This window comes from Planctomicrobium stercoris (genome assembly GCF_051465655.1).
Classification (GTDB): domain Bacteria; phylum Planctomycetota; class Planctomycetia; order Planctomycetales; family Planctomycetaceae; genus Planctomicrobium.
The window spans coordinates 914,303-927,477 of the sequence record NZ_CP195791.1 but is presented as its reverse complement, the minus strand read 5'-3'; the positions used below and the strand labels follow the sequence as shown (position 1 = coordinate 927,477).

8 protein-coding genes are annotated in these 13,175 nt (G+C 57.6%); 5 read left to right on the top strand and 3 right to left on the bottom strand.

Annotated elements, in window-relative coordinates; translation table 11 throughout:
• Positions 1-75: 75 nt before the first annotated feature.
• Together SH661x_RS03725 and SH661x_RS03720 are read right to left on the bottom strand one after the other, a co-directional pair.
• On the bottom strand, positions 76-1,200 hold the full coding sequence (locus SH661x_RS03725) for an SGNH/GDSL hydrolase family protein (protein ID WP_437228146.1): 1,125 nt from the start codon (positions 1,198-1,200) through the stop codon (positions 76-78).
• Between the two features lie 129 nt (positions 1,201-1,329).
• Positions 1,330-3,627 carry a DNA translocase FtsK gene (locus tag SH661x_RS03720; protein WP_437228144.1) on the bottom strand — a complete coding sequence of 766 codons (2,298 nt, stop codon included), beginning with the start codon at positions 3,625-3,627 and terminating at the stop codon, positions 1,330-1,332.
• A gap of 419 nt (positions 3,628-4,046) precedes the next feature.
• On the opposite strand from SH661x_RS03720, the gene SH661x_RS03715 reads away from it, so the two are divergent.
• The 5 genes from SH661x_RS03715 to SH661x_RS03695 all read left to right on the top strand — a co-directional run bounded on the left by SH661x_RS03715 (position 4,047) and on the right by SH661x_RS03695 (position 9,389).
• Positions 4,047-4,532: a MarR family winged helix-turn-helix transcriptional regulator gene (locus SH661x_RS03715; protein WP_437228142.1), complete on the top strand. Its 486-nt coding sequence runs from the start codon at positions 4,047-4,049 to the stop codon at positions 4,530-4,532.
• Between the two features lie 34 nt (positions 4,533-4,566).
• Positions 4,567-5,808: an NAD(P)/FAD-dependent oxidoreductase gene (locus SH661x_RS03710; RefSeq protein WP_437228140.1), complete on the top strand. Its 1,242-nt coding sequence runs from the start codon at positions 4,567-4,569 to the stop codon at positions 5,806-5,808.
• A 6-nt stretch (positions 5,809-5,814) separates the two neighbouring features.
• Entirely contained in the window at positions 5,815-6,375 is a 561-nt protein-coding gene (locus SH661x_RS03705) for a hypothetical protein (protein WP_437228139.1), read from the top strand.
• 388 nt (positions 6,376-6,763) lie between these two features.
• Complete coding sequence (locus tag SH661x_RS03700) at positions 6,764-7,693, top strand: malate dehydrogenase (RefSeq protein ID WP_437228137.1); 930 nt, start codon at positions 6,764-6,766, stop codon at positions 7,691-7,693.
• Between the two features lie 106 nt (positions 7,694-7,799).
• Positions 7,800-9,389, top strand: a complete 1,590-nt coding sequence (locus SH661x_RS03695) for a rhomboid family intramembrane serine protease (protein ID WP_437228135.1) — start codon at positions 7,800-7,802, stop codon at positions 9,387-9,389.
• Positions 9,390-9,665: 276 nt separating this feature from the next.
• On the opposite strand, the gene SH661x_RS03690 is transcribed toward SH661x_RS03695, so the two are convergent.
• Positions 9,666-12,896, bottom strand: coding sequence for a leucine--tRNA ligase (locus SH661x_RS03690; protein WP_437228133.1), 3,231 nt, complete (start codon positions 12,894-12,896; stop codon positions 9,666-9,668).
• Between the last annotated feature and the right edge of the window lie 279 nt (positions 12,897-13,175).

The following is a 13,175-nucleotide window of genomic DNA, read 5'->3' as shown; positions in this document are numbered from 1 at the left end:
CGAGCTGCACTTTCATCGCGTGGTCCGCGGCCCGGGAGCGCCGGGGCGATCACACTGAAAGTTGATCAACCAGCTTCACTGCGGCTCAGCTGCCAGAGCTTCTTTCAGGACCGGTTCAAAAGCATCAGCCTGTCGCATAAACCCCAGGTCATTGGGATGAGAACCGTCTGCCGTGTCCTCACGGTCTTCGCCCAGCAACGTGTCTCCCTTGATGTACCAGAGCTTCTTGACACCTTCAGCCTGCAGATCGGCATACGCATTCTGTAAAGCGGCGCGGCTGCTGGAGTGCCGTTCCTGACTTGCCTTCAAAAATGGGGCGTAGGCATAGGTTCGATCTTCCACCAGCACGATCGGCGTTTCGGGATGCGCTTCGCGGATTTGACGCACGAACGGGGCAGCTCGTTCTGCAACCTGAGAACCATTCATGTTCGGAAGACAGTCGATGACGTAGACAGCGGGATCCAGCTCGATCAAAAAGGAACCGACTTCCTTTTCCATCCGACCGTTTCCGGAGAAACCCAGATTGATGACCGGTCGGTTCAGCCTGCGACCCAGGATGGCGGGGTGGGGCATGCCGGGACGGGACGCACTGGCTCCCTGCGTGATCGATGTTCCGTAAAACACAATCGGCTTTTCGGTGCGGGGGGGAATCGGCGTGAACGTACTGCCGGCCGGCACTCCGATTTTCAGCGACTCCGTTCCGTTATAAAGAGGAAGATACAGCTGATACTCGCGTGTCTCGGGTGACACTCCGTCCACCAGTATGCCTTTCATCTGCTGATTCGCTGGCCGAGTGATGGCGAGCCACTTCCAGTTCCCGTCGGAATCCTTGGCATAGAGATCGAGACCGCTCTTGGCGATTGCGGGCACATTGGGGAATGCCAGATCGCCGGAGGTCACATCATGATCGGTCCAGATCGTCGGCGCATCCGTCTGAAAACGGACCAGCATCCCTGCAGAATCTTTACTCAGGTTCCACACCGGGTCCGGCACGACTCCTTTCGCTCGGGCAGGGAGGCGGTCGAAAAACTTCTCGGTATCCTGCCAGCCTTTCCCTTCGACTCCCCAGTCTCGAACGTCATACCAGGTGACTTCCGGATTGTTCCCGGAATCCTGAGCAAATGTTGCGATTTCCGAAACCGAAAAGAGCAGAGCAACAAACACAAACGTCCGACGGCAGGTCTTCGAAGTCAACAGCATCGTGCAATCCTCGGTGAGGCATCAGAGAGAAGCCTGCTCACGCTCCCGACTGGCACAGCACTTTGGGAACATCAGCAGACGTTGGAAGGCAGTCGGCAGTATGGCTGCCCAGTCCTTCCAATGTCTACTTCACGCATGCATCATTTCCTGCTCGCGACGCTCTTCCCAGTCCTCGATGGAACAGATCACCTCACGGGACTTCGATCCCTTGTAGTCCCCCACGATGCCATCTTCTGCCATGTGGTCGATCATGCGGGCAGCACGACCGTAGCCCACGCCCAAAGCCCGCTGCAGCAGCGAACAGCTTCCACGCCCTTCGCGAATCACAACTTCCACAGCACGGTCATACATGTCGTCCCGTTCACGCGGCCCTTCGGACGCTCCAGGCCCCGCCTGCATCGCAGCCTTGGTCGCCTGCTCGATCTCCGAGGAGTACTGCGTGGGGTAAGCGCCGTAGAAGTCGATGATGGCATTGACTTCGTCGTCGCTGATGTACGTTCCCTGAGCACGTGTCAGAGCACTGGTCCCGGGGGCGAGGTACAGCATGTCCCCGTTCCCCAGCAATCGTTCCGCACCCATCTCGTCCAGCACGACGCGGCTGTCCACCCGGCTGGCCACCTGAAAGGAAATACGTGCCGGCAGGTTCGATTTAATCAATCCGGTGATAACGTCAACGGTCGGTTTCTGAGTTGCAAGGACCAGATGAATCCCCACAGCCCGTGACTTCTGAGCCAGACGGACGATATGGGATTCCACTTCCTTTCCGGACGTCATGATCAGGTCCGCCATTTCGTCAGCGATGATCACGATGTAGGGCATGCGTTCGGGAATCTGATCCGCTTCATCGCTGTCCGGGTCGATGTCGAGCCGCTCGAGCACTTCATCCTTCCCGAGTTTGTTGTAGCTGTCCAGATGCCGGACTCCGACACGGGCCAGCAGGTCGTATCGTTCTTCCATCTTGTCGACGGCCCAGGCCAGAACCGCTTCCGCCTTCTTCATGTCCGTGATCACCGGATTCATCAGGTGCGGGATGCGCGTGTAAGGACTGAGTTCGACCATCTTCGGGTCGATCATCAGCATCCGTACGTCATCCGGAGACCGCGTCATGAGGATGGAAGAAATCAACGTATTCAGGCAGACGCTCTTTCCGGTCCCCGTTCGACCGGCGATCAACAGGTGAGGCATCTTGGCCATGTCGACCACAAGTGGCCGGCCGCTGACGTCCTTCCCGAGGAAAATCGGAATGCGCATTCCCTCGGACTGTTCGCGGCAGGCGAGGATCAGTTCTTTCAGACGTACCGTCACCTGCTTCTCGTTCGGAACCTCCACCCCGACGGTGTTCTTCCCGGGGATCGGAGACACGACTCGAATGGCTGGCACACGGAGGGCAATCGCCAGATCGTCCTGCAGGTTGGTCACCTTGGAGAGCCGCAATCCCGGCTCCAGCTCCAGTTCGAACTGCGTGACCACCGGACCAGTGTCGATCTCGGTCACTTTGACGTTCAGACCGAATTCGTCAAATGTCCGCTCCAGAGTGGTCGCTGCCACCTGGGCCTTCTTGGCCAGCAACTCGAATGGAAACTCTTCTGCTTCTTCCAGAATGTCCATCCCGGGCAGGTCAACGCTTCCATACGGCTGTGCTGGACCGTCATCTTTCTTGAAGAAGTTGAGGACGGGCCGGGGAGCAGGCTTGCCTGCGAGAGGGGGATTGACTTTGAAGTTTCCGGCTGCCGGAGCGTTGACCTTGGCTTCCGAAGCAGTTCCCTTCTTCACTGCCGATGCGGCGGGAGCTTCCACGTTTCGAACGGCGACCGGAGCCGAAACAGGGATATCGTCTTCCCGGGCGAGCTCCGGCTTGCGCCGACCATAGAACGGCCACAGCAGGACGACGAAAGGGAACATCAGAATGCGCGAGACGAGACGAAAGAAGAACGTCTCGGTGGCGAGCATGAGCCCGATCACGAAAAACGTCCCGACGATCACGACAGAGCCGACCGTCGAAAAATGATCCGTCAGCAGCACCCTGCCCCACGCACCGACATAACCTCCACTCCCGATTAAAGGAGCTGAAGGAAGCCGGGGAGCTAGAATCTGCAGAAGCAGGCAAATCGCAATCAGCATCGCCGTCGCACCGACTCCGCGTACACCGGGGTCCCGGATCGGATTGCGGGAAAAAAGTCCCAGGTCGATCAGCAGCACGCTTGCCAGCACAAACCACGCACCCAGCCCAAAGGCTGTGATCAGAAGATGCGCCAGCAAAGCGCCGGTCGGTCCACACAGATTGAGAACTTCTGTGCGCAGCGGAAAAACCAGCGTCGACGGAGGATCCGACGCGTCGTAGCTGAACAGGGCCAACCCCGTGAATAAAGTCACGGCCAGCAGGCCCAGCGCCAGCAGATCAGTTTTCAGGCGCTGGTAATCGATCATGGCTTGTCAGTGGGGTGGTTGAAATGCACACGGGAGTGTGCGGTTCAACGTCGTTGTCATCACCACACGCAGTTTCAAGACACCCACCGATCGGATGGGAGTCGAGTCAACCCTACCCCTGGATTTGGCAACGTGTCGACTTTTTGCCACATTGGGCGTTCAATTTCCGAAACGTTGCAGTCAGGTTGAAAGGATCATGCTGATCATGCGGGAGACTCCAGCCCCTGCCCCATCGAAGCGCCGGGAAGAACTCAAGTCGGCAAATTCGGTTCTGAGGTGCCACTGGCCGGAGGGCGAGGGTCAACGCGGGTCATCGAACAGGCTCCTGCCGGGGGCGGGAAGCACGTGAATCACCAATTAACGTGTTGACAACTATTGTTTGAACGTTTAATTTCAAGGTCCGTCAGCGGAGAACCTCAATGCCAACCCTCACTGAAAAACGTCGCTTCGACTCCCTCGAGCAGGAGACGTTTCTCAACCTGTGGCGAACCTACGACAAGCTCAAGGAAATTGAGGAGGCGATGTTCGGCCGGGTCGACCTCTCCGCCCAACAGTATAACACACTCCGGCTCCTCAGGGCGGCCTACCCCACCCCCATGCCGACTCTCTCCCTGGGGGCGCGATTGATTTCCCGCGCTCCGGACATGACCCGGCTACTCGACAAGCTCGAGGGACGCGGCCTCATCCAGCGGACCCGTCGCGAAGACAATCGCCGCGTGGTCGACGTTTCCCTCACCCAGGCGGGACTTGACCTGCTCAGCGATCTGGATGAACCGGTTCGCGAGTGTCATCTTCAGCAGCTGGGACATCTCGAGCAGCATGAGCTTGAAGCACTGACCCAGCTCCTCAAAAAGGTGCGGGCTCCACACGAGAATCACGACAACTTGTCGATTGCCGATGAGTAACCCACAGTCACCACTGTCTTCGACAGGAACGATCATGAGCCAGAACCAGAATCCCGATGTGATTGTGATTGGAGGAGGTCCCGCAGGTGCAACGACCTCCACTCTGATTGCGCAGCAGGGATTTCGGGTTGTCCTCTTCGAACGCGAACACTTTCCCCGCTTCCATATCGGGGAGTCGCTGATCCCCGAAACGTACTGGGTGCTTGAGCGACTCAAGATGCTTCCCAAGCTCCGCAAGAGTCATTTCGTCGAGAAGTACAGCGTCCAGTTCGTGAACGCCAGCGGACGCACATCCGCCCCTTTTGACTTCTGGGAGCACAAGCCGCATGAATGCTCGCAGACGTGGCAGGTCCGACGCAGCGAGTTCGACAAGATGATGCTCGACAACGCGGCTGAACAGGGAGTCGAGGTGCATGAAGGAGTTCGCGTTCTCGACATCATTTTTGAAGGGGACCGGGCTGTCGGAGTCCGTGTTCAGGATGAATCGGGGCAGGAGCGCGAAGTCCGCGCCCAGGTCGTCGTCGACGCCAGCGGCCAGAGCTCCATGATCATCAACAAGTTCAAGTTGAAGATCAGCGATCCGCAATTGAACAAAGGGGCTGTCTGGACCTACTTCAAGGGAGCCCATCGCACTGAAGGCCGCGACGGCGGCGCGACCTTGGTGATTCAGGTGGCTGATAAACTCGGCTGGTTCTGGTACATCCCGCTGCATGACGGCATCACCAGCATTGGAGTGGTGGGGGACTTCGATTACCTGTTCAAGAACCGGGGAACCGACCACGAAAAGATCTTCTGGGAAGAAGTCGAACGCTGCCCGGGGCTGAAGGAACGGCTCGTGAATGCGACCGTCGTGGACCGGTTCCGCGCGACCAAAGACTACACGTACCGCTCCCGCCAGCTGGCTGGCGACGGCTGGGTCTTGGTCGGCGATGCCTTCGGTTTTCTCGACCCGTTGTATTCGTCAGGCGTCCTGCTGGCTTTGAAATCAGGGCAGCTGGCTGCCGATGCGATCGGTGATGGTCTTCGAAAAGGGGACACCTCCGCAGCCCAGCTGGGACACTGGGGACCGAGATTCATCGAAGGGATGAACCGCATGCGACGACTGGTTCTGGAGTACTACGACGGGCTGAGCTTCGGTAAGTTCATTCGTCGGTTCCCGCACCATCAGGGAGATGTCACCGACCTGCTGATTGGAGATCTCTTCGAGCCCGAACGCGATGAAGTGCTCAAGTCGATCGACAAATTCCATCGCGAGAATTCACAAGTGGAAGCGTAATTCATCTTGCCCTCCACCTCCGATGACTCCTCTCGATTCCCGGCGGGCATGGCGCTGTCACTGGCCTCGTCGATGACACTGATTGCGGTCATTGCTGCGGGGACATTCTGGGCCGCTGCAAGCTGGCTGGGGCGACCGTCGCTGAAGTATTTCACCCTCACCCCCACTCCTTTTTTCCTGAGCAGCCTGCTGCTGGTGGCAACGGGAGGTTTTCTGGGGTTCGCGAGACTGTCGAAGAGTCGCCGCCGGATGCGGATCTTTCTGACCCTCTGCCTCACTTGCGGATCCCTGCTCCTTGCCATGCAGAGCTACGGCCTGTGGTGTCTGATGCCGGGTCGGTTCACAGCAGCCAGCAGCAGCTTCAGAGTTGCCATGACCCTTGCGGCGGGACACCTGATGGGCTGCCTGCTGCTGTTGATTCTCATCAGCCTGGCCTTTGCCGTGCTGTTCAATCAACCTGAGAAATCAGAAGTCCGCCATCTTCTCAAGATCTGTGCTCTCTACTGGTACGCTCTGGGATTCCTGTGGACGGGACTGATGTGCGCCTTCTCGATGATGCTCTCCTGAATTTCACGCCGTTGACATAAGCTGACCTGCCAACCCTCGAAGGCTCACCGCAAAGTCAACCAGAACGACGCAATCGACACGTGACCGGAAAATTCCGGATCACAAGCCCGCAAAACTGAAAAAACGCTTTTCACTGGCACCTGATATCAGCCCCGTCTGATTGCGTTCTGTCACCCGCAGACATAATCTTTGAGATCCGGGCAATTTGAACCGATAGAGTCTCTCAGGGCAGGTGAGGGGCCGAGAGACCATCGGGGTGCGGACGTCGATCAGCCCCCTTCCTCACTGTGTAATACAGCTGTCAGTCCCCCGAAAGGGCTCAACAGCTCATTCCATAACTGATGTTTCAGAGTTTTTGACGCATTGTTCTTAAGGACTGGCGAACGATATGAAAGTTTCGATCATTGGCGGCGGCGGATTGGTGGGCTCCTGTGCTGCGTCTGCTCTGCAGTTCGGCCGGATTGTGCGCGAAATCGCCCTGGTCGACGTCAATCAGGATCTCGTGGAAGGACAGGCACTGGACCTGCTTCACGGTGCGTCGTTGATCTCCGATCAGAAGATCACCGCTGGCGGCCCCGAAGGATCCATCGGGGCAGATGTGATCTGCATCACCGCTGGTCTCCGCCGGAAGCCAGACGAAAGCCGACTGGACCTCATCAACCGCAACGTCGCCCTGTTCCGCAGCCTGCTCGCGGACCTGAAAAAGGTGGGCTACAAGAAAGACGCCATCGTCTTCGTCGTCTCAAATCCGGTGGACGTGCTGACCTATCTGGCAGTTCATGAACTGGAATTGCCGCCACAGCAGATCATCGGGCTGGGCACGGTGCTGGACACCACCCGCCTGCGCAGCATGCTGGCCCAGCGGATCGACGCCCCTCCCAGCCAGGTGCAGGTCACCATCTTCGGTGAGCATGGCGACAGCATGGTCCCCATCTGGTCGAACGCACAGGTGGCAGGCCTTCCCCTCGAAAAATATCCGGGAGTCACCCCACAGCTCATCGCAGAAGTTGAAAAGAAGACTCGCGGTTCAGGAGCAGAAGTGATCAAGAAGAAAGGGGGCGCCGGTTTCGCTGTCGGTGCTTCGATCGCTGACGTGATCCACGCCATTGCACTGGACCAGCGACGCATTCTGCCTGTCTCTTCGCTTCAGAACGGAGCTTACGGACTGACTGATGTCGCTATCAGCGTTCCGACAGTCGTCGGACGCCAGGGAGCCATGTCGCACGTCGAAGTGGATCTGTGGCCGAAGGAACTCGCTGGACTCCAGCGCTCCGGCCAGGTTCTGCGGGAAACCATCGACAAAGTTCTGCACGGCTAGAAGCGTTGAGAGTTGAGTGACGAGTGTTGAGTGAATTCCTCAACACTCAACAACCTTGTTCGACGTGACTTCAAAGTGATTGCGACCCTGTACGATTGATCGGTCCATGGATCTGAACACCATTCTGATCTGGACTGTCGCGGCTGCTTGCGGACTGGCATTGCTGCAGCTGATCGGACAAAAACAGGCGAAGCGTTTCGCTCCATTGCCAGCGTCGATTCTGTTGACGCTGGCAATCTGCCTTTATGTCCTGCCCGAGCGCGCCGGCATCGTCGCGGGCGTGCTGTTCTTTCTGCTGATGCTGGTCCCTGCCTGGGGCGGGGCGATGCTTAACTCCCTGCTTCTGAAGCGTCACTTCAGGACCGCAAGAATCCTGGCACAGGTCCTGAATTTCCTCAGGCCCGATCGTGAATCACGTCAGCTCCCCAGGGTGATTCATGCCATGGAACTCATCCAGAAAGGAGAAGCCGAACGGGCAGTCGAATCCCTGAAACAACTGGTGCCGTCGAAAACCCCGCTAGGCCGGATGGCACAGGTCCTCATCACCCGGCAACAGGGAAGCTGGCAGGACTTTCTGAACTGGGCCCACGAACCGGGCAACATGAACACCGTTCGCTCGGATCCGAATCTGCTGGACGCCTACCTGCAGGCCCTGGGTGAAACCGGACGACGCTCCGAATTGCTTCGATACACCCAGCAACTCGAAGCAACCCCGCGTGCCGTCCCAGCTGGTACACTCAATCTGATTCGCATGAAGGCTGCTGCTTTCAGCGGAGATGATTTCATCGTCGCCCAGATCTTTACGGGTCCACTGCGCGAGATGCCGCTGGATTTCAAACGCTACTGGCGTGCGACCGCTCTTCAGGTGGCTGGCCAGTCACAACTCGCAGCCAAGGACTTTGAATGGCTGACGCAGAACAGCGATTCCGGCATCGCGATCTCCGCAAAGCGCCGACTCGAGCAACCGCTGCCAACACTGCTCGAACGTCCTCTTGACACCTGGGAGCAGCTGGAGCTGCAGCAGATCTCCCACTCCGCCGAGGTCGATATTCAGCGAACCGGCCTGCACTTCCGACAGTCGCGCGCGTCCTGGGGGACCTGGAGTATCGCTCTGGTCCTGCTTTTGGTGTTTGTCGCGGAAATCCCCGGCGGCAGCGAAGACTTTGAAAATCTGGAACGCATGGGGGCGATGCTCATCCCCCCCAGCCCTGACGGCGGCGAATGGTGGAGAATGATCACCGCTGCCTTCCTGCATTTCGGTCCAATCCACCTCACCATGAACCTGCTCGGCCTGCTGGTGCTCGGACGGCGGGTCGAAATGTCCTGGGGATCGGGACTGCTTATCGTCACTTACCTGACGGCAGCTGTCGGCTCGATCGGACTGGCTCCGTATTTCATAGAGCCGGTGCCGCTGCTGGAGCAGAACGTTCTGGTCGGAGCGTCAGGGGGCGTGATGGGGCTGCTGGGCGGACTGCTCATTCAATCGCTGATCGACTTGATTCGCGGCCGCACCCTGCTGGGGAGCCGGGAGTTCATGTCACTGCTCGTCGTCGTCCTCATTCAGATGGCATTCGACGCAAACACTCCCAACGTCAGCTCGGAAGCTCACCTGCTCGGGATGACGATCGGCATTCTCTGCGGCGCGGTCTGGAACCTCGCCTGGTGGGCAAAATCCCGCGTCACCAGAACCGCTTAGCGTCGTGCTCGTGGTGAAGCTGCTGGTTCACCACGGAGACACAGAGGCACGGAGATGGTTGAACCGCGAATCTCGCGAATGCGGCGAATGAAGAGATGATGTCTTTAGTTCACCACCATTTTGAATGGTGAACAGATTTCATCTCTCTGCATGCCATCACCACATCGAACGCAGTAATGACAGGGCAAAAGAAATTCGCTGAATTCGCCCGATTCGCGGTTTAAAACTCCTTCTCCCCTCCGTGTCTCAGTGACTCCGTGGTGAAATCTCATCCCCTCACTTCACCACAAAGTTGACCAGCTTCTTCGGGACGCACACGACCTTCACCACCGTTTTCCCTTGCAGCTGGCTCTGGACCACGGGGTCCGCTTCCGCCAGTTTCTGCAGCGTTGCCTGATCGGCATCGACCGGGGCACTGATCTTGCCTCGCAGCTTGCCGTTCACCTGGACCGGGATCTCCAGCTCCGACTCCACAAGTTTCGAGGCATCGAACTTCGGCCACGGTGCGTACGTCAGGGTTTCTTTGTGCCCGAGGACTTCCCAGAGTTCTTCTGCAATGTGCGGAGCGAACGGAGCCAGCAGCAGCACGAACTGTTCGAGCGATGATTTCGGACGAACCTCCTCGCTGGTGAAGGCATTAGTGAATTCCATCATGCGGCTGATGGCTGTGTTGAACGACAGTTTGTCGATGTCTTCCGTCACCGCTTTGATGGTGCGGTGCAGCACTCGTTCCTGCTCCGCTGTGGGGGGAACATCCTGCACAGCTGGGGAGAGTCGGACGTCATCACTCTGGTCGTCCACCACGAGCCGCCAGACACGGCCGAGGAACCGGTAAACCCCCTCGACCCCGCTCATACTCCAGGGCTTCGTCTGCTCCAGCGGCCCCATGAACATCTCATAGAGACGGAGAGAATCCGCCCCGTACTGCTGAACGACATCATCCGGGTTAATGACGTTTCCGCGAGACTTGGACATCTTGAATGCCCGGCTGTCGACGACAATTTCCGGATCACTCTTCAGGACGAGTTCATTCCCCTTCTTCTCGACCTGATCAGGAGAGAGTTTGACAGCCACGACTTCGGAGCCGTCGCGGGTGTCGTGATCTTCTTTGACGTATTTGGCGGAAATGAAGGTTGTTGAGTGTTGAGTGTTGAGTGTTGAAGTATCTTCTTCGCTCTGGACTCTCTGCTCTGGACTCTCGACTTCTTTCTTCACGTAAGCGGTGATCTCCGCTTCGCCCAGAATCATTCCCTGATTCACGAGCTTCCGGAACGGTTCGGGGGCGGAGACGTGTCCGCGGTCGAAGAGAACTTTGTGCCAGAACCGAGAATAGAGCAGGTGCAGCACAGCATGCTCTGCCCCGCCGATGTACAGGTCCACCGGCAGCCAGTATTCCTCCAGCTCCGGATCGATGAACTGATGCGGGTTTTTGTTGTCGCAGAAGCGGATGTAGTACCAGCAGCTTCCCGCCCATTGCGGCATGCTGTTGGTCTCGCGCTTCAGGCGAACTCCATCTTCAGCGGTCTTATACAACCAGGATTCGGGAGCCCACGACAATGGGGGTTCCGGCGTCCCCTTGGGTTTGAAGTCGTCCATTTCCGGAAGCGTGACCGGCAGCTCTTCGACCGCCACCGGACGAACTTTGCCGGTTGGCTGTCCCTTCTCATCCAGCTCGTGCCAGATGGGAAACGGCTCGCCCCAGTACCGCTGTCGAGAGAACAACCAGTCCCGCAGGCGATAGTTCACCGCTTCTTTCGCGAGCCCATGTTTGTGCAGGTCGTGAGTGATCTTCGTCTGAAGCTCCGGCGTAACCATCCCATCATATGAACCTGAGTTTGTCGCAAAACCGATGTGCAGATATGGATGATCCACCGTGAATGAAATCGAATCCATAGTTGCTAACGGCCAATGCCCGAGAGGCGCCTCTCGTCGCCACAGAAGATAAAAACAACCTTCTTCGGCTTCTGGCAGATAGATTTCCACCAAGTGTCCATGTGTAAATGTTTTCAATACTTCTTGCGCCTTGGCGACTTCTTCATTAATCTCCGGCGTCGCAATTCGCAGGACATGACTGTACGTCTTGCTGTTCAGGAGCCGATTTCGCAGATCTTCAAAGGGGGCCCCCAATGATGGGTGGCTTGTAATTACGTTTCTAATCGGCAAATCAAACTGCTTCGCGAATTCCCAGTCCCGTTCATCATGTGCCGGGACCGCCATGATCGCGCCCGTGCCGTAGCTGATGAGGACGTAGTCCGCGATCCAGATCGGAATGCGGGCAGCGTTGACCGGATTAATGGCATAGGCCCCGGTGAAAACACCGGTTTTTTCTTTCGCCAGGTCGGTCCGGTCCAGATCGCTCTTGAGTGACGACTTGCGTCGGTATTCTTCAACAGCCGCCTTGTGTTCTTCGGTGACAATGCTGTCAATCAACGGATGCTCGGGAGCGACGACCATGTACGTCGCCCCGTACAGCGTGTCCGGACGGGTGGTATAAACCCGCAGCACGTTCGCTTCCGGCTGGTGAGGAAAGCCGGTTGCCTGACGCTTGAGCTTCCAGTGTTCGAAGGTCTCGGTTGATGGTTTAAGGTTTAAGGTTGAGGAAGTCGATTTCGGAGTTTCCTTACCTTCAACCTTCAACCCTGAACCTTCAACCCAAAAATCCACTTCCGCACCGGTGCTCTTGCCGATCCAGTTCCGCTGCAGGATCTTGACCGACTCTGGCCAGTCAAGTTCTTCCAGTTCGGAGATCAATCGTTCGGCGTAAGAAGTGATCCGCAGCATCCACTGCCGCAGGTTGCGTCGTTCGACGGGATGATTTCCGCGGTCGCTCTTACCGTCGGCGGTCACTTCTTCATTGGCGAGCACCGTTCCCAGTGCGGGACACCAGTTGACGGGAGCATCGGACTGATACGCCAGCCGGTGTTCATCCTGATAAGCACGAATCGCTTCCGGGCCGTGCACTTCGACTTCGTGAGGAATCGGCAACTCCGCGATCGGCCGGCCTTTTCCCTTCCGGGTCTTGCCGTCGGCTCCCGTCCATTCCATTTCCGGATCGAACCACGTATCGAACAGCTGCAGGAAGATCCACTGCGTCCAGCGGTAGTAATCTTCATCAGTGGTGGAGAGTTCGCGATCCCAGTCGTAGCTGAACCCGAGCATCTTCAGCTGACGGCGGAAGTTGTCGATGTTTTCATAGGTCGTGACGCGGGGGTGCGTCCCGGTGTTGATCGCGTGCTGTTCAGCCGGGAGTCCGAACGCGTCCCAGCCCATCGGGTGCAGGACGTGTTTCCCCTGCATTCTCCCCGCCCGGCAGATGATGTCGGTGGCGGTGTATCCTTCGGGATGACCGACATGCAGACCCGCCCCCGACGGATACGGGAACATGTCCAGGACGTATAGCTTCCCGGTGGCGTCCGAGCGAGGGGTGTTCGAAGTGGCGAACGTATTCTGCTGTTCCCAGCAGTCTTGCCACTTCTTTTCAATCCGTTTGGCGTCGTAACGAGGCATGGGAGGTTCGAGAGTCCAGGGTCGAGAGTCCAGAGCCGGAAATTCGGCGAAAGGAACTAGTTTATGCTCTCAGACCCGCTCGCACCATCATGGACGCGAGGTGCTGCAGATCGCGGTGGATTAAAGATTTTGAAACGCAGAGTTCGCGGAGTCCGCAGAGAAACGGGGAGGAGGTTCGGTCGACGATCAAGGTTTCGATCGACTTCACTCTTGAATGATCGAATGAAGAACGACTGAACGCCTCGAAACGCTTTCTCAGAATTTTCTCGGCGTTCTTGG